The organism is Patiriisocius hiemis (genome assembly GCF_031846325.1).
Lineage (GTDB): Bacteria > Bacteroidota > Bacteroidia > Flavobacteriales > Flavobacteriaceae > Patiriisocius_A > Patiriisocius_A hiemis.
This window is the reverse complement of record NZ_JAVRHZ010000007.1, coordinates 39226-56449: the sequence shown is the minus strand read 5'-3', so window position 1 is coordinate 56449 and position 17224 is coordinate 39226. Positions and strand designations below refer to the sequence as shown.

At 34.1% G+C, this 17224-nt stretch carries 23 protein-coding genes; 19 read left to right on the top strand and 4 right to left on the bottom strand.

Annotated features, from left to right (window positions below; all coding sequences use genetic code 11):
* The first annotated feature begins 72 nt into the window (after window positions 1–72).
* From RM538_RS11200 to msrA, 7 genes are all read left to right on the top strand, one after another.
* Window positions 73–606 carry a DUF4870 domain-containing protein gene (locus RM538_RS11200; RefSeq protein ID WP_311333527.1) on the top strand — a complete coding sequence of 178 codons (534 nt, stop codon included), beginning with the start codon at window positions 73–75 and terminating at the stop codon, window positions 604–606.
* Window positions 590–784, top strand: a complete 195-nt coding sequence (locus RM538_RS11195; RefSeq protein ID WP_311333526.1) for a hypothetical protein — start codon at window positions 590–592, stop codon at window positions 782–784. Before RM538_RS11200 ends, RM538_RS11195 begins: the two co-directional genes overlap by 17 nt.
* A gap of 10 nt (window positions 785–794) precedes the next feature.
* On the top strand, window positions 795–1133 hold the full coding sequence (locus tag RM538_RS11190) for a PadR family transcriptional regulator (RefSeq protein WP_311333525.1): 339 nt from the start codon (window positions 795–797) through the stop codon (window positions 1131–1133).
* Window positions 1130–2908: a PspC domain-containing protein gene (locus tag RM538_RS11185; protein WP_311333524.1), complete on the top strand. Its 1779-nt coding sequence runs from the start codon at window positions 1130–1132 to the stop codon at window positions 2906–2908. Before RM538_RS11190 ends, RM538_RS11185 begins: the two co-directional genes overlap by 4 nt.
* A 13-nt stretch (window positions 2909–2921) precedes the next feature.
* Window positions 2922–3644: a head GIN domain-containing protein gene (locus RM538_RS11180; RefSeq protein WP_311333523.1), complete on the top strand. Its 723-nt coding sequence runs from the start codon at window positions 2922–2924 to the stop codon at window positions 3642–3644.
* A gap of 76 nt (window positions 3645–3720) precedes the next feature.
* The gene (locus RM538_RS11175; protein WP_311333522.1) at window positions 3721–4230 is read left to right on the top strand and encodes a DUF4440 domain-containing protein; all 510 of its coding nucleotides are present in this window, start codon (window positions 3721–3723) and stop codon (window positions 4228–4230) included.
* 133 nt (window positions 4231–4363) lie between these two features.
* Window positions 4364–5044, top strand: a complete 681-nt coding sequence (gene msrA / locus RM538_RS11170; protein ID WP_311333521.1) for a peptide-methionine (S)-S-oxide reductase MsrA — start codon at window positions 4364–4366, stop codon at window positions 5042–5044.
* A 36-nt stretch (window positions 5045–5080) separates the two neighbouring features.
* On the opposite strand, the gene RM538_RS11165 is transcribed toward msrA, so the two are convergent.
* Window positions 5081–5890, bottom strand: coding sequence for a class I SAM-dependent methyltransferase (locus RM538_RS11165; RefSeq protein ID WP_311333520.1), 810 nt, complete (start codon window positions 5888–5890; stop codon window positions 5081–5083).
* 100 nt (window positions 5891–5990) lie between these two features.
* Here RM538_RS11165 and RM538_RS11160 point away from each other — a divergent pair, with 100 nt between their 5' ends.
* From RM538_RS11160 to RM538_RS11135, 6 genes are all read left to right on the top strand, one after another.
* Window positions 5991–6608: a flavin reductase family protein gene (locus RM538_RS11160; RefSeq protein ID WP_311333519.1), complete on the top strand. Its 618-nt coding sequence runs from the start codon at window positions 5991–5993 to the stop codon at window positions 6606–6608.
* Window positions 6608–6742 carry a DUF2256 domain-containing protein gene (locus tag RM538_RS11155; protein ID WP_311333518.1) on the top strand — a complete coding sequence of 45 codons (135 nt, stop codon included), beginning with the start codon at window positions 6608–6610 and terminating at the stop codon, window positions 6740–6742. Before RM538_RS11160 ends, RM538_RS11155 begins: the two co-directional genes overlap by 1 nt.
* 3 nt (window positions 6743–6745) lie before the next feature.
* Window positions 6746–8032 (top strand): DASH family cryptochrome, encoded by a 1287-nt coding sequence (locus RM538_RS11150; protein WP_311333517.1) that lies wholly within the window; start codon window positions 6746–6748, stop codon window positions 8030–8032.
* Between the two features lie 9 nt (window positions 8033–8041).
* Window positions 8042–9577 (top strand): cryptochrome/photolyase family protein, encoded by a 1536-nt coding sequence (locus RM538_RS11145; RefSeq protein WP_311333516.1) that lies wholly within the window; start codon window positions 8042–8044, stop codon window positions 9575–9577.
* Window positions 9578–9686: 109 nt separating this feature from the next.
* Window positions 9687–9845 (top strand): lmo0937 family membrane protein, encoded by a 159-nt coding sequence (locus tag RM538_RS11140; protein WP_311333515.1) that lies wholly within the window; start codon window positions 9687–9689, stop codon window positions 9843–9845.
* A 22-nt stretch (window positions 9846–9867) separates the two neighbouring features.
* Complete coding sequence (locus RM538_RS11135; protein WP_311333514.1) at window positions 9868–10008, top strand: hypothetical protein; 141 nt, start codon at window positions 9868–9870, stop codon at window positions 10006–10008.
* Between the two features lie 45 nt (window positions 10009–10053).
* On the opposite strand, the gene RM538_RS11130 is transcribed toward RM538_RS11135, so the two are convergent.
* Genes RM538_RS11130 through RM538_RS11120 form a run of 3 tightly spaced genes read right to left on the bottom strand, consistent with a single transcriptional unit; the run spans window position 10054 to window position 10766 of the window.
* On the bottom strand, window positions 10054–10350 hold the full coding sequence (locus RM538_RS11130) for a GNAT family N-acetyltransferase (protein ID WP_311333513.1): 297 nt from the start codon (window positions 10348–10350) through the stop codon (window positions 10054–10056).
* Window positions 10350–10532, bottom strand: a complete 183-nt coding sequence (locus RM538_RS11125) for a CDGSH iron-sulfur domain-containing protein (protein WP_311333512.1) — start codon at window positions 10530–10532, stop codon at window positions 10350–10352. The genes RM538_RS11130 and RM538_RS11125 overlap by 1 nt, the downstream gene beginning before the upstream one ends.
* Before the next feature lie 21 nt (window positions 10533–10553).
* A complete protein-coding gene (locus tag RM538_RS11120) occupies window positions 10554–10766 on the bottom strand; it encodes a (4Fe-4S)-binding protein (RefSeq protein ID WP_311333511.1) in 213 nt (70 codons plus the stop codon).
* Window positions 10767–10922: 156 nt separating this feature from the next.
* Here RM538_RS11120 and RM538_RS11115 point away from each other — a divergent pair, with 156 nt between their 5' ends.
* The 6 genes from RM538_RS11115 (at window position 10923) to RM538_RS11090 (ending at window position 17156) form a co-directional block, all read left to right on the top strand.
* A complete protein-coding gene (locus tag RM538_RS11115) occupies window positions 10923–11609 on the top strand; it encodes a hypothetical protein (protein WP_311333510.1) in 687 nt (228 codons plus the stop codon).
* Window position 11610: 1 nt separating this feature from the next.
* Window positions 11611–12867, top strand: a complete 1257-nt coding sequence (gene kynU / locus RM538_RS11110) for a kynureninase (RefSeq protein WP_311333509.1) — start codon at window positions 11611–11613, stop codon at window positions 12865–12867.
* Window positions 12868–12952: 85 nt separating this feature from the next.
* Window positions 12953–14356 (top strand): FAD-dependent oxidoreductase, encoded by a 1404-nt coding sequence (locus RM538_RS11105; protein ID WP_311333508.1) that lies wholly within the window; start codon window positions 12953–12955, stop codon window positions 14354–14356.
* 10 nt (window positions 14357–14366) lie between these two features.
* Complete coding sequence (locus RM538_RS11100; RefSeq protein ID WP_311333507.1) at window positions 14367–14789, top strand: RidA family protein; 423 nt, start codon at window positions 14367–14369, stop codon at window positions 14787–14789.
* A gap of 45 nt (window positions 14790–14834) precedes the next feature.
* Complete coding sequence (locus tag RM538_RS11095; RefSeq protein ID WP_311333506.1) at window positions 14835–15680, top strand: alpha/beta hydrolase; 846 nt, start codon at window positions 14835–14837, stop codon at window positions 15678–15680.
* Window positions 15681–15692: 12 nt separating this feature from the next.
* Window positions 15693–17156 carry an aldehyde dehydrogenase gene (locus RM538_RS11090; protein WP_311333505.1) on the top strand — a complete coding sequence of 488 codons (1464 nt, stop codon included), beginning with the start codon at window positions 15693–15695 and terminating at the stop codon, window positions 17154–17156.
* The last annotated feature ends 68 nt before the right edge of the window (window positions 17157–17224 follow it).

The window sequence follows — 17224 nt, the reverse complement described above, 5'->3', positions numbered from 1 at the left end:
GTTAAATTTTAGTACTATGCGTAACATAATACCTTTTTTTAAACATATATTTGTATAAGAAATTAATGAATCATGGAAAATCCAACTTCAAAATCAAGTGTAGAAATTTCAGAAAACGATAAAAGTGTTAGTACTTTTATTCACCTCTCTACCTTTTTAAAATACTTTTTCCCTTTTGGAAATTTTGTAGGTCCCCTATTATTATGGACCATTAATAAAGAAAGAAGTTTTGTTGATGAACATGGGAAGCAGGCGCTAAATTTTCAGTTAAGTGTCTTGGTTTACACTTTAGTAATTGGATTGGTATGTCTCCCTTTCTTTATCATTTTTGCTTCAGATTTTATAGCATTAATTGATTCTATAGAACACAATGTGGATCGTCTCCATTTTTCAGAAATTAAAAATAGTGTAGGATATGCAATCTTATTTTTTATAGTAGTTCTATTGCTCCTTGGGCTTTTTATCTTAGAAATTTACGCAGTAATAATGGCCAGTATGGCTGCGGCTAAAGGAAAATTATACAAGTATCCTATTTGCATACAATTCATCAAAACAACCCCAGCAACGCTGGAACAAAATCAATCAGAAAATGAGCACGATAGTTAAATTAGTAATGGGTCTAGTTATGAGCATATTAGGAAACAATGCTCCAGATATTAATGTAGACATTACAACCAAAGAGGCTATTAAATGTAATGAATCATATGAAGCATTTCATCAATATTTAAAAAGTAAAGGTGAAAACTTAGACGAGTTGACTTACACAATAGACCAAACAATGTAAAAAAGAAATTATGAAAATTGAAAACACAAAAGCACAAATGCGCAAAGGAGTGCTAGAGTTTTGTATCCTTTCTATCTTAAAAGACGGAGAGGCATATACAAGTGATATTCTAGACACGCTTAAAGACGCCAAAATGCTAGTAGTAGAAGGAACTATATATCCCCTACTTACACGCCTAAAAAATGCAGGATTGCTCTCCTACAGATGGGAAGAGTCTACTAGCGGACCACCGCGTAAGTATTATGATCTTACCGAAACCGGAAGACTATTTTTAAAAGAATTAGATACTACTTGGAGCGAATTGCAACAAGCAGTTAATAGAGTAACAAGCGAAACAACTAAAAAATGAAAAAGACAGTAAATATCAACTTAGCAGGAACATTTTTCCATATAGACGAAGATGCCTACGGAAAACTACAACGCTATCTGGCTGCCATAAAAAAGTCATTGACTGAACCTCAAGGCAGCGACGAAATTATGCGTGACATAGAAACACGTATCTCCGAACTTTTTTCCGAGAAAGTAGAAAGTAGCTCGCAAGTTATTTCTCTTAAAGAATTAGATGAAGTAATTGCTGTAATGGGACAACCAGAAGACTATATGGTAGACGAAGAGCTCTTTGATGATGCTCCAAAAAACAATAACCAACAAAGAACATACACTAATGCAAGTGCATCCCACAAGCAACTATTTAGAGATATAGATAATAAGTTTATCTCTGGTGTTTCTTCTGGATTAGGACATTATTTAGGCTTAGATGCACTTTGGGTTCGCTTACTATGGATTTTACTAACTTTCTTAACAAGTGGTACTTTTATAATAGTGTACATACTGTTCTGGATATTAGTTCCAGCGGCAGTAAGCACGGCAGACAAACTTAAAATGACTGGAGAAGCTGTGAATATCTCCAATATTGAAAAAAAGTTTAAAGAAGGGTATGAAACAGTCGCAGATAAAGTAAAAAATGCAGACTATGACAAATACGGGCAAAAAGTAAAAAGCGGAGCATCTGGTTTTTTCGATACGCTTGGTAGTATCCTTCTAGTACTCTTAAAAATATTTGTCAAGTTTATAGGAATAGTACTTATTATTACTTCACTAGCTACCCTGGTAGGTCTTATTATTGGTTTATTTACTTTTGGTTCAGTAGACTTCTGGGGTAATGGTGAAGTGCTAGATTATATTGGTGCTTTTACAGATAGTATTGTACCACTCTGGTTAGTTTCACTAAGTATCTTCTTTGCCATTGGTATTCCGTTTTTTGTACTCTTTATTTTAGGACTTAAAATGTTGATTACTAATCTAAAATCTATTGGTACAACAGCAAAAATTGTACTCTTTATTACTTGGATAGCATCAATCGTTGCATTAGGAATCTTTGGTGTACGTATGGCAAACGAACAAGCTTATGATGGTGATAACATAACAGAGACCACATTACCTGTAAGAACAGGTGACACTCTAAAAGTGCGCATGAATGCTGACAACCAATATAGCGCTTATGTTTACCGTCATGGTGGTTTAAAGTTTAAGTATAATGAAAACGACGAGAAAGTAATCTACTCAAATGATATTAGACTTGTTGTAAAATCTACTACAGATTCTGTTGCAAAACTAGTAATAGAAAAGCATGCAGAAGGCAATAGTTTTTTAAATGCTAGAGAACGCGCAAAAGCGATAGACTATAATTATATTATGGAAAATGGCATGTTAACCTTAGACGGTTTTCATACTTCTGCAATAGAGAGTAAGTATCGTAATCAAGAAGTACACTTAACTCTATATATGCCTGTAGGTAGTATTCTTTACGCAGATAAAAACACTTACTCTTTCCATAGAAATAGTTCTTGGTACGAAGATATTTTAGACAATGGAGATGAAGAACAATACTTGAGAATTCTTCGTGATAAAACTGAATGTTTAGATTGCCCAGCTTCTGAAGAAAGTAGTGATAACGATATGTCTACAGATGCATCTCAAAACTCAAATAGTACAACTTCTGAAGGTTGGGAACAGCAAGTAATTGATGACACAAGTGATGATGATGGAAATGCTACACAAAGTAGCTCTTCAAAAGAAACACAAAACACTATCGTAGTGGATTCAACAAATAACAACAACTAAAAAAACTATAACAATGAAAACAATTAAATTTTTAGCACTTTCAGTAGTAGTTCTGCTGTTTACAAGCTGCAATTTTGATATAAATTTAGGCCAAACAAATGGTAACGGTAATGTAGTTACACAAGACAGAATTGAGGGAGAGTCCTTTGATGAAGTTAGAGGGTCTGCAGGACTAGATGTATTTTTAACAGAAGGCGCAGAGACTAAAGTAACTGTAGAAGCAGATGAGAACCTTCAAGAAATTATTGAAACTAGAATTGATGGCGGAAAGTTAATAATTACAACCAATGCCAATATTGGTAGATCTGTTGCAAAAAAGGTATATGTAACCTATACAGGTTTAAAAAGCATTGAGGCATCTAGTGGTGCAGATGTAATAGGTAATTCGGTTATTAAATCTGAAAGTTTAAACCTTGATGCAAGTAGTGGTGCAGACCTTGAAGTAGAGATTTTTTCTAAAGAAGTTTTTGCTGAAACTAGTAGCGGTGCAGACATTAAAGTAACCGGTAAAGCAAGTTCTTTACGAGCTGATGCCTCTAGTGGTAGTGACTTAAATGCAAAGAACTTAATTGTAGCTACCTGCAATGCAGAAGCTTCAAGTGGCGCAGATATTACAGTAAATGTAAAAGACAAATTAACAGCGAGTGCATCTAGTGGTGGAGACATTAATTACTACGGGAATCCAAGTGCTGTAAACAATAAGAGTAGTCGCTCTGGCGGACTTAATAAAATGTAAGAGGCTATCTTGACTAACAACCAACCAAAACTAAAGCCCAGTATTGTATGATACTGGGCTTTTTATAAAACCAATTATGAAAGCAATAAAACATCTTCTTTATTTTTCAATATTCATTTTATGTCTAAATTCTTATTGTCAAGTTGATAAAAACGACCCTCTTTACAAGACGATAATCATAAAGGATAGTTTACTATTTTCTGAAGGGTTTAATAAATGTAATATGATTCCTTTTAAAGAATTAATAGCAGAAGACTTTGAGTTTTACCATGATAAAAGCGGGATAACACAATCTAAAAGTAAATTTATTTCAGATTTAAAAAATGGCCTGTGCAGTAACCCAGAGAACTACACTTCAAATAGACGATTAATAAAGAACTCAACAGAAATTTATCCTTTATACAACAATGGAGAACTTTATGGAGCAATACACAATGGTTCTCATACTTTTTTTGAATCTAATAACAAGCAAGCCTTTGTAGAGAGAAGTACTGCAAGATTTACTAGCCTTTGGCTGTTTGAAAATAATACATGGTTGCTTAAAAGAATATTAAGCTTTGATCACGTATTACCAGAAGACAAATAATTAAATTACCGGCTACTAGTTTTAAAGCAATCTCTTTTATAATTTAATTAACTATAAAAAATAGTGTAGATTAATATCTTATTAACCTGAAAGGTCGAGTATGTAATTTCGACTCAAAGAAAAATTTACAACAATGAAAAAGATACCATTTATAGCTGCACTACTAGTTTTCACAATTGCAGCTGCCTGCAATACCTCTAATAAATCTAACAAAGAAGCAGAGGCTATTGCTCAAAAAGAAATCACTCCTATACAAGTTGAAACTAAAAACGGATTAAAAAGAGCCTATTTTGCCAGCGGTTGTTTTTGGTGTGTAGAGGCAATTTATGAAAGTGTAAAAGGGGTTAAAGAAGTAATCTCTGGATATAGTGGTGGTCATACTGAAAATCCAACCTACGAGTCAAGTAATACTGGACGTACTGGACATGCAGAGGCTAATGAGGTAATTTATGACCCAGAAATAGTGAGTTTTTCACAGTTAGTAGATGTTTATTTTGGCTCTCAAAATGTAACACAAGTTAATGGACAAGGCCCAGATAGAGGTTCGCAATACCGTTCTATTATTTTTTACCAAAATGATGAAGAGAAAAAAATAATTGATCAAAAAATAGTAGAAATAGAAAAAGAGATTGGTGAAGGGAAAGTGGCAGCGCAAGTACTCCCTTTTCAAAAGTTTTGGGACGCAGAAGGCTACCATCAAGATTATGAAAAAAGAAACCCTAACAACCCATACATTCAAAATGTATCAGTACCTAGATTAAATAGATTTAAAAAGAAATTCCCAGAATTGTTAAAAGAAGACGCTGAACATTAAATTTATATTGCAAGTATAAAAATCCTAAGTATTCACTTAGGATTTTTTTGTTGCCTTCACATCAAACAATAAAGGATATAGCTTTTCTTTCAACTCATAATATCCATTTTTGTTTTTAGCTAAATCTGGAAATACATCATAAGGAGAGGCATCATATTCGTTTAGAAATTCAATTGTAAGACCCGCAGCAACTAGTGCATTAATTACTTCGCTAAAGCTATGATTCCAACCATATTCTTTGCTTATTATTTTTGCATCATTATTAGTATAGGTGCCTTCGTATTCATCATAAATTACATTCTTTTGGTGATAAGCATATTTCATTTTAGGTGGAGAAATCGTATAATCAAATATCCAAGCAATAGGATGAAACTCTATAATGTAAAAAACACCTCCAGGCTTTAATCTTTCAGCAATCATTTGTGCCCAAGGTTTTAAATCTGGCAACCAACCTATGGTACCGTAGCTAGTAAAAACAATATCAAATGTTTCAGATATATACTTTGAAGTATCCAAAACATTACAACAAACAAAGTTAGCATCCAGTTCTAGTTCTGTATTTAACTTCTTTGCCAGTTCTATTGCATTTTCAGAAATATCAACACCAGTACACTTGGCTCCCATCCTACTCCAACTTAAAGTATCTTGCCCAAAATGACATTGTAAATGCAACAAAGATTTTCCAGTAACATCACCTAACGCTTTAACCTCATAACTATTAAGGGAGGTTTTACCTTTTTTAAACTCTTCCAAAAAATAAAAATCACTTGCCGCGTGGATTGCAACTTTTTTATTCCAAGTTTCTCTATTGGTCTCAAATGCTTTATCTAAGTCTAGGTCTTTCATTTTGTTGAATATAATACTTTGTAAAAATAGAGAATTGAGAATAGATTATTTTTGTTTAAATTTTAAGAGAAATAAATAAACAAAACTTTAATTTTATGGAATGCAACATTACAGCGCCAAACAGATTAAAAAACTAGAAAAACTATTCCGTGTAAACCTTATAAATAGTTGTACAGGATATAAATCTGCAAATTTAATCGCAACAAAATCTAAGGACGGAATTGAAAATGTAGCTATTTTTAGTAGCGTTACTCATTTAGGAAGTAATCCGCCTCTATTGGGGTTTATACTTCGTCCTACAACAGTTGAAAGGAACACATATGATAATTTAAAAAAAACAGGTGTTTTTACAGTTAATCATGTTTCAAAAAAAATCTTTGAAGATGCTCATCATACCTCTGCTAAGTATAAAAATGATATTTCAGAGTTCGACAAGACTGCCTTAACACCTACTTATTTGGATAAGTTTTATGCACCATACGTATCGGAATCACCAGTTAAAATTGGTTGTTCTTTTAAAAATGAATACTTCATTGAAGAAAACAACTGTCTATTAATTATTGGAGCTATAGAACACATTTATTGTAGTGAAGAAGCACAAAAAGAAGACGGATTTTTAAGCTTAGAAGATACTGAAACTGTGACTGTAAACGGGCTAGATGGTTATGCATTGCCTAAATTACTAAATCGATTGGAATACGCTAGACCTAAAGACTAATGGCTCATAAAAAACAGCATCTTCCTACAAAAATTTGTCCCATATGTAAAAAGCCATTTACATGGAGAAAAAAATGGGAACGCGATTGGGAAAATGTAACCTATTGTAGCGAACGCTGTAGAAAAAACAAATAAACTATGAATAACCTAATTTGGTTTACAAGTAACTTACGTATACAAGACAATAAATCGCTTATTAGTGCTTGTAATACTTCTGAAAAAGTAATAGGTGCTTATTTTTTTAATCCCGAAGATTTTGCAAATACACCTTATGGGTTTAAAAAAACTGAAAAGTACAGGGCACAGTTTATTATTGAATCGGTAAAAGATTTAAAAGAAAACTTAGAGCAACTAAATATCCCACTACTTGTATTTCATGAAAAGCCAGAAACTGTATTAAAAAACCTAGTGGTAGAATATGAAATAACTAGTATTTTTCTTCAAAAAGAGTGGACTAAAGAAGAGACAACAACATTAAGCAGCGTTAAACAAAGTATCTCTTCTAAAATAAAGTTTGTAGAAAGTTATGATCAGTTTTTAATCCACCCAGAAGACATTCCCTTTGAGAGTTTTAATACAATACCTAAGGTATTTACACAATTCAGAAAAAAGATTGAAAAGTATGCAAAGGTGCGAGAGCCTTTTGATAAACCAAACATATTACCCAAGAAAAATCTTATTGAGAATAAAACAAAAGTTCCAACATTACAAAACTTAGGTTTTCAAGCATTTGATAAAGATTCACGCAGCGCATTTCCTTTTCAAGGTGGAGAAACAGGAGCTTGGGAAAGACTTAATCATTATTTCTGGGAGACTCATCAGCTACAAGACTACAAAAAAACTCGCAACGGACTTATAGGAATAGACTATAGTTCTAAATTTTCAGCTTGGTTGGCAAATGGTTGTCTTTCAGCAAAAAGTATCTATTGGGAGGTTAAAAAATTTGAAAAAGAAATTAAAAAAAATCAAGATACGTATTGGCTCATTTTTGAGCTTTACTGGAGAGATTTCTTTAAGTATAAATCACTAGAACATGGTAACCGTATTTTTTACGTTGGCGGAATTCTTCAAAAAGAATATGATTGGGGAACTAACCCTAATAAATTACAAGATTGGATTCAAGGGGCTACTAAATACGATTTTGTAAATGCAAACATGAAAGAACTTGCAAATACAGGATGGATGAGTAATAGAGGTCGACAAAATGTTGCCAGCTTTTGGGCAAAAGAACAAAAGCAGGATTGGCGTATAGGTGCCGCCTATTTTGAGAGTATGCTCATAGACTATGATGTACATAGCAATTGGGGTAATTGGATGTATAATGCTGGAGTTGGTAATGACCCAAGAGATAGAAAGTTTAACATAGAACGACAAGCCAGTATGTATGACCCTAATAATCAATATACAAACCTTTGGTTATCTTAAAACTAGCTAATGAAAACACTACGACTTATACTCGGCGATCAACTTAATCATAAACACTCTTGGTTTGATGACCCAACTGATGATGTACTATATTTTATGGCAGAAATGCGACAAGAAACAGATTATGTAAATCATCATATTCAAAAAGTAGTTGCTTTTTTTGAAAGCATGCAAAACTTTGCACAATGGCTTACAGATAGAGAGCATACTGTTGTGTACTATACACTAGATGATAAAAATAACAAGCAGGACTTAGCCAAAAACCTTTCAGAACTCATAAGTAACCACAATATTAAAAAGTTTGAATATCAATTGCCTGATGAATATAGACTAGACCAGCAGCTTAAAGACTTCTGTAAAAAACAATCAATAAAAACAGAGGCTTTTGATACTGAGCATTTTTTGACTCAAAGAGAGGATGTTGCCAATTTCTTTAAAAATAAGAAACAAATGACAATGGAATATTTTTATCGTGATATGCGTAAAAAATATGATATCATGATTGTAGGTGATAATCAACCTGAGGGAGGAAAATGGAACTTTGACAAAAGCAATAGAAAAAAATGGCAAGAAGAGATCGAAATCCCTCATGAACGTGGTTTTAGAAAAGATGTTTCAAATACTGTAAAAAGAATAAAGAAAGCTAACGTAGAGACAATTGGGGCTATTGAAGAAACTAATTTTAGTTGGCCTACTACTAGAGAGGACTGTCTATCTGTTCTTAATTATTTCTGTAAAAACTTATTAGTTCATTTTGGAGACTTTCAAGATGCTATGCATACAGAGCAACAGTACCTATTTCATTCTAGATTGAGCTTTGCGATGAATAGCAAAATGTTACATCCACTAGAAGTAATAGAATCTGTGATAAGCAATTGGCGAGAAAACAAAAGCGAGATTGATATTTCTCAAGTAGAAGGTTTTGTAAGGCAAATACTTGGCTGGAGAGAGTTTATGCGAGGTATCTATTGGAAAGAAATGCCTGAGTATAAAAATCTCAACAAGCTAGATAACAAAAACAAACTACCTGATTTCTTTTGGACGGGTAACACAAAAATGAATTGTTTGCATCATGCAATAACACAAAGTTTAAAAGACTCTTACGCGCATCACATACAGCGTCTAATGATTACTGGAAATTTTGCGCTTTTAGCTCAATGTGATCCAGACCTAGTAGATGCGTGGTACCTGGGTATTTATATAGACGCTATAGAATGGGTTGAGATTACAAATACACGAGGGATGTCACAATTTGCAGATGGCGGGATTATCGCTACAAAACCTTACGTTTCAAGTGGCAGTTATATAAACAAGATGAGTAACTATTGTAAAAGTTGTTATTACAAAGCTTCAAAAAAAACCGAAGAGGACGCCTGCCCTTTTAATAGCCTGTACTGGAATTTTCTAGATGACAAAAAAGAATACTTTAAAGATAATCACCGTATGAATATGATGCTTAATTTACTCAATAAAAAGAGTGCAAAAGATATTTCAGCTTTAAAAGAACGAGCTGCTAAAATCATAGAAAACCCTAATAATTTTTAATAATAGAGATTTTACACTTTTTAACTTTTCATAGTTAAAGACCGTTAACAGCTTAATTTCTGATATTTTTTAGTTTTATCTTCGGAGTATAACCATAAAACCAAAAATTATGAGAAGTTTAATTTGGCTAATTGTAGTTGTACTTATTGTGGGATGGCTAATTGGATTCATTGGCTTTCCAGAAGCAGTAGGAAACTTAATTCACATTTTATTAGTATTAGCAGTAATAGCAATATTATATAGGCTAGCAACTGGTAGAAAATTATAAACTAACCCTTAAAACAAAAATCATGAAAAAAGTATTTTTAGTAGTATGTACAGTAGCCTTCTTGGCAGCAAGTTTTACAAGTTGTAGAGAGAAATCTACTGGAGAAAAAGTTGAAGACGCAGTAGAAGATGTTGCAGATGATGTAGAAGACGCTGTAGATTAATGAAACTTAAACAATAAATATTAAGCCTGCAATTGCAGGCTTTTTTTATACATTATATCCTTTTGCTAACATATGCTTATATTGGTCAGGGTGTTTCTTAATGTATGCCGCAACAAATGGACACAAAGGAGCAAGCTTATAGTTTTTCTCTTTAACAATTCCAAGAACTTGACGTACTAAACCCGTCCCAACACCTTTTCCTTCTAATCCTTTGGGGACTTCGGTATGAGTTAAATAAATACTATCCTTAGTACGGATGTAATCTATAAAAGCTGTCTTATCTTCAATTTGAGTTTCATAACGTTTGCGGTCTTTATTGTCTGTAATATTTAAATCCATCATTAACTATTATGAGATCCATCACAAAAAGGAATATTCCCAGTTTTTCCACACCTACAAAAAGCAGTTGCTCTTTGTTTTTCTTCAGTACTACCATCTGTATGTACTATCGTAGTGCTCCCATGAACCATTAGGGGGCCATTTTCTAAAACCTCAACTTTTGTATTCTCTGTTTCTTTTTTCATAGTACCATTATCTTTTTCTTGTCATTTTACATAATAACGTAATGCACCGCTTGGGCATGTGTCTATTGTTTCTTTTAAAGCTTCTGTAGTTGTATTCTCAGTTTGAACCCAAGGTTTTTCAGTAGGTTTAAAAACTTTTGGAAGTCCATGTACACATTTTTTAGAATGAATACACAAACTAGGTTCCCAGACTACCGTGACATCATCTAGTTGATATTCTTTTGTTTTTGCCATACATAAAGTTACAAAAATTATACTATCATTTCTTTATTCATTATTTTTACTCGAGAATCGAGTTTAATTACTTTTCAGGTATTTCTCAATTTAAAAATTGGTTTCTAAGTAATGTCTCTTAGTCTACCTTAAAATAGTTTACTAAAACCATCCAATATGAAAAAAATTGCTCTTTTATTAGTAACCTCTCTACTCATTTTTGGGTGTAAAAATGATACTGAAAAACCTTCAGAAAACACTATTTCTTCCGAAGAAAAAAGTAAAGAACTCTCTACTGCCGAAGCCATAGCGTATAAAAATGGATTTGAAAACTGGAATGCTGTCGAAGAAATAAACTTCACATTTAATGTAGATAGACCCAATAGTCATAGTGAGCGCTCTTGGTCATGGAAACCAAAAACTAATGACGTAACCATGATGACAGTAAATGATACTGTAACCTACAATAGAGCAAAAATAGATAGCACCAATCAACGTGTTGATGCAGCCTTTATTAATGATAAGTATTGGCTACTAGCACCTTACAATTTGGTTTGGGACAAAGGCACTAGCTTTACAGAAAAAGAAAATCAAGTGGCATTGATATCTAAAGACACTTTAAATATGCTAACTATTATCTACGGAAATGAAGGTGGCTATACTCCTGGAGATGCTTATGATTTTTATTATGATGACAAGTTTACAATTAAAGAATGGGTGTTTAGAAAAGGAAATGATAGTGTACCTACCATGACAACAACTTGGGAAGATTATGAAATCTATAAGGGGTTAACTATTGCAAAAGTACATGAAGATAGTACCAAAAATTTTAAACTTCATTTTACAAATATTTCCGTAAAATAGTATGAATACCAACAAAGAATACGCCTTACAACAGGATAAAGAGGATTCTATAAAGGCATTTAGAAACGAGTTTTTATTTCCAAAAGATACGTCTGGTAACAATCAGATTTATCTCTGCGGAAATTCATTAGGCTTACAACCTAAAAATACGGCTGTATTTATTCAGCAAGAATTAGATGATTGGTCAAAATATGGAGTAGAAGGTCATACTGAAGCTCAACACCCTTGGATGCCCTATCACGAGTTTTTAACAGAGCAGATGGCGAGTATTGTAGGTGCAAAACCTAGCGAAGTAGTTATAATGAATACCTTGACTACGAACCTACATTTAATGATGGTTTCTTTCTATCAACCTACAGCCACTAAGTATAAAATTGTAGTAGAAAGTGATGCATTTCCAAGTGATAAATATGCTGTGGAGAGTCAGTTAGCATTTCATGGTTTTGACCCAAAAAAAGGACTAATACTCTGGAAACCAAGAGAGGGTGAAGAGTTATGTCGTTTTGAAGATTTAGAACATATCATGGAAACCCAAGGAGATGAGATTGCGCTCCTAATGATTGGAAGCACTAACTACTATAGTGGGCAATCATTTCCTTTAAAAAAGATAACTCAATTGGGTCACAAGCACAATTGTATGGTTGGTTTTGATTTAGCCCATGGTGCTGGAAATATACAACCTAATTTGCATGAAACTGGAGCAGATTTTGCCGTTTGGTGTACCTACAAATATTTAAATAGTGGTCCTGGGAGTTTAGGAGGTTGTTTTGTGCATGAAAGACATGCTAATAACTCTAAATTAAAACGTTTTGCAGGATGGTGGGGACATAATAAAGAAACTAGATTTAATATGCGCCATGAGTTTGATGCCTTAGCGGGCGCCGAAGGCTGGCAATTAAGCAACCCTCCTATCCTATCAATGGCAGCTATTAGAGCAAGTCTCGACGTTTTTCATAGAGCAGGTTTTGATAACTTAATTGCAAAATCCAAAAAACTAACTGGATATTTAGAATTCTTATTGAAAGAGTTAAACAATCCAAACATTAATATCATCACTCCTTCAAATCCTGAGGAGCGTGGTTGCCAACTAAGTATCCAAGTGAAAAATGCAAATAAGGAAGTGCATACGCGATTAACCAAAGCTGGGGTAATAAGCGATTGGCGTGAACCAGATGTAATTAGAGTAGCTCCTGCTCCTCTATATAACAGCTTTGAAGATGTATTTGAATTTGTGGAGCGGTTAAAAGGAGTGTTATAATATTTGTCCCCTTGAGCGCAGTCGAGGGGTCTTGAATTAAATATTGATTTAAATAGGTCTCGACTGCGCTCGACCAGACAAAATTGTGTTAGAAAAAAACAACAACATACTCATTATAGGTGCAGGACTTTGTGGAAGTTTACTAGCATTACGTCTTGCCCAACGTGACTATAACATAACCCTTATTGAAAAAAGACCCGACCTTCGCAAAACCGAACAAGACGCTGGACGCTCTATAAATCTGGCATTAAGCGATAGAGGACTTAGAGGATTACGATTGGCAGGTGTTGAAGAAAAAGCAAAGGAATTGTGTATTCCTATGTTAGGAAGGATGATTCATGATAAAGAAGGAAATACATTTCTAAGTAAGTATAGTGGCCGTGAAGACGAATATATTAATTCGGTTTCAAGACCAGGGCTTAATATGTTATTGTTAGATGCTGTCGAAGCAATGCCAAACGTTACTATCCATTTTAACTTAGGGTGTAAAACAGTAGACTTAGAAAAGGGGTCAGCTACATTTAAAAATTATAATACCAATGAGGAAGTAACCTTTAGTGGTGATGTTCTTTTGGGTACAGATGGAGCAGGCTCAATGGTTAGAAAAAGTATGTTTTTACACAGAAAGTTTCTGTTTAGTTTTTCGCAAGAATGGCTTACACATGGGTATAAAGAAATCACTATTCCAGCTACAAAAGATGGAGGTTACAGAACAGACAAAAGTGCCTTACATATTTGGCCAAGAGGAGAAGACATGCTTATTGCACTCCCTAATCTTGACGGCAGTTTTACAGTAACCCTCTTTTTACCATACTCAAATAGTGATTATTGTTTTGATAATCTTACTACTCCAGAAATGGTAACCGAATATTTCACAAAAGAATATCCAGATGCAGTAGCACTAATGCCTAATCTAGTGGAAGAATTTTTTGAAAACCCAACAGGACCCCTAGGCACTATTAAATGTGCTCCTTGGCATAGCTACGGAAAGACACTTATTCTAGGAGATGCCGCACATGCCATTGTTCCCTTTTATGGGCAAGGCATGAATGCTTCTTTTGAAGATGTGGTAGTGTTTGATGAAATTCTCGATAAACATGAAGGGAAAGCAGATTGGAATACCATTTTTTCTGAATATGAAAAAGCTCGGAAGAAAGATACAGATGCCATTGCAGACCTCGCTGTAGATAATTTTCATGAAATGAAAGAACACACAGCAAGTCCTTTGTTTCAGGCAAAAAGAAAACTAGAAACTGCCTTTGAGGCTCAGTTTCCAAATAAGTACTACAGTAAGTACTCTTTAGTTACCTTTAATGAACATATTACTTATTACGAAGCCTTACAAAGAGGGCGTGCACAAGACAAAGCCATTCTTAATTTAATAGCAGATGGCAAATTGCCAGATACAATGGCATTAGAAGAAAAGTTAAAACTAGTAATAAAAGAAACCGAAGATATACTGCATGACGATGCCGTTGCCTTTGGATAAATAATTAACTATGGAAAATAAAAGTAGATTAGTTGAAGGAAAAGCATCACCAAGAGGTGCCTATCCACATGTAAAACGTGTTGGCGACTTTATTTTTGTAAGCGGAACGAGTTCTAGACTACCTGATAATAGCTTTGCAGGTGTGCACCAAGTGGACGAGATGGGTAGTATGCGTTTGGACATTAGAGAACAAACCAAAGCAGTTTTAGAAAACATACAAGATTACTTAGCTACAGAAGATGCTACTATGGCAGACGTAGTAGATGTGACTACTTTTTTAGTAAATATGAATGACTTTGCTGGGTATAACGAGGTCTATGGTCAATTTTTTGATAAAGAAACAGGCCCTGCAAGAACTACTGTTGCGGTTCATCAATTGCCTCATCCTCATTTGGTAGTTGAAATTAAAGCAATGGCGTATAAGCCAATATAGCATATATACACAAGAGTAATCAATAAACGAAACTCTAACATAAAAATGCAGAGAAAAAGCAATACTACTGGTAAGAAAAATTTTGTAATTACACTTTTGATTTTTACAGGGGTTTTTATAGTGAGCGCTCAAAACAAGGTAAAAGTACTAGACACGCAGCCATTCTCAATTGGAAAAAGCATTACAATACACTCTAATGTACTTAATGAAGATAGGGTTTTAAATATCTATTTACCCAATGGATATAATACTTCAGAAAAAGAGTATCCTGTAATCTATTTATTAGATGGATCTGCAAATGAAGATTTTATTCATGTTTCAGGATTAGTGCAATTTGGCTCTTTTTCATGGATAAATATGCTTCCAGAAAGTATTGTAGTTGGCATTGCAAATGTGGATAGAAAAAGAGATTTTACATATCCTTCAACAAATAAGCTTGACCAAGAAGAGTTTCCAACTTCAGGAGGTTCAAAAAAGTTTATTGAATTCATAGAAACCGAATTACTGGGGTTGATTAATCAAAACTTTAAAGTTTCAAAAGAGAAAACAATAATTGGACAGTCGCTTGGTGGTTTATTAGCTTCAGAAATTTTACTAAAAAAACCTATTTTATTCGATAACTATATCATAGTAAGTCCAAGCGTCTGGTGGGACAATACATCAATTTTAAAATGGGAAGTAAAAAAAGACCTTGCTAATAAAAAAATATACGTAGCAGTTGGTGTAGAAGGACCGGCCATGCAAACGGGGGCAACTAATTTATATTACAAACTTTTGGAAGCCTATAAAGATGATAAAGCTGTTATTTTTAATTTTCTAGAAGAACAAAACCATGGAGACGCATTACACTTAGCACTTTATGATGCATTCAGTAAATTCTTTAAACCATAAACACTACTACAAATGCAAAAAATCTTAAACTATATAAATGGTACCTATTGTGAACCAAAATCCAATGAGTGGTTAGATAACTACAACCCAAGTGAGGGAGAAATATATAGTACCATTGCCAATAGTAACGAGAAAGATGTTGAGGATGCCTATATGGCTGCAAAAAAAGCCTTTCCAGCTTGGAGTAACACCACTATAGAAACTCGTAGTAAATTGCTTATAAAAATTGCAGACCTAATAGAAGCCAATCTAGATAGGCTTGCAGAAGCCGAGGCAAAAGACAACGGGAAACCTTTTAGCCTTGCCAAAGCTGTTGATATTCCACGAGCTAGTGCTAACTTTCGGTTTTTTGGAAATGCAATAACACAATTTGCTAGTGAAAGCCATGAAAGCATAGGGCTTAATACTATGAACTATACCTTACGCCAACCTATTGGGGTAGTGGGTTGTATATCACCATGGAATTTACCATTATATTTATTTACTTGGAAGATAGCGCCTGCTATTGCAGCTGGAAATTGTGTGGTTGCAAAACCAAGTGAGGTCACCCCTATGACGGCGTATTTACTAGGTAAAATCCTTACAGAAGCTGGACTCCCACCTGGAGTTCTCAATATTGTTCATGGTTCTGGTGCTAGTGCAGGACAACCTATTGTAGCACATCAAGATATTAAAGCCATTTCGTTTACTGGAGGTACTGCAACTGGAGCAGATATTGCTAGGACTGCAGCTCCAATGTTTAAAAAGCTATCACTCGAATTGGGTGGCAAAAACCCTAATCTAATTTTTGCCGATTGTGATTATGAAAAAATGCTTGCCGTTACGGTAAAATCGTCATTTGCAAATCAAGGACAAATTTGCCTTTGTGGAAGTAGAATTTTTGTAGAGCAATCTATCTATGAGCAATTTAAAAAAGACTTTATTGCTAAAGTATCTAAATTAAAAGTGGGCAACCCTTTCGATGAAGCTACAAATGTTGGCGCTTTAGTTTCTAAACCACACCTAGAAAAAGTACAAAGCTATATTAAAATTGCAGAAGAAGAAGGTGGAGAAATTCTGTTTGGTGGCAAAATAGTAAATGTTGAGGGATGTGAAAATGGTTACTATTTAGAGCCTACTATTATTGAAGTTAATGACGATAAATGCCGTGTAAACCAAGAAGAAATATTTGGACCTGTAGTAACGATTATGCCTTTTAATACCGAAGCAGAAGCAATAGAAATGGCAAATGGAGTGAAGTATGGGCTTTCGGCAACGCTTTGGACTACTAACCTAAACCGCACTATGCGATTGAGTAAAAAGCTAGAAGCTGGTATTGTTTGGGTTAACACCTGGCTTAACAGAGACTTACGTACTCCATTTGGTGGTGTAAAAGATAGTGGGGTGGGTCGTGAAGGTGGTTTTGAGGCACTTAAATTTTTTACTGAACCTAAAAATGTGTGTATTAGCTATACTGAAGTGCAAAACAAATCTTAAAACTTTGGTAGTTTGAGTTTATTTGATAGATTAGATTAGCTATTATTAATTATTTAAAAGATACCCGC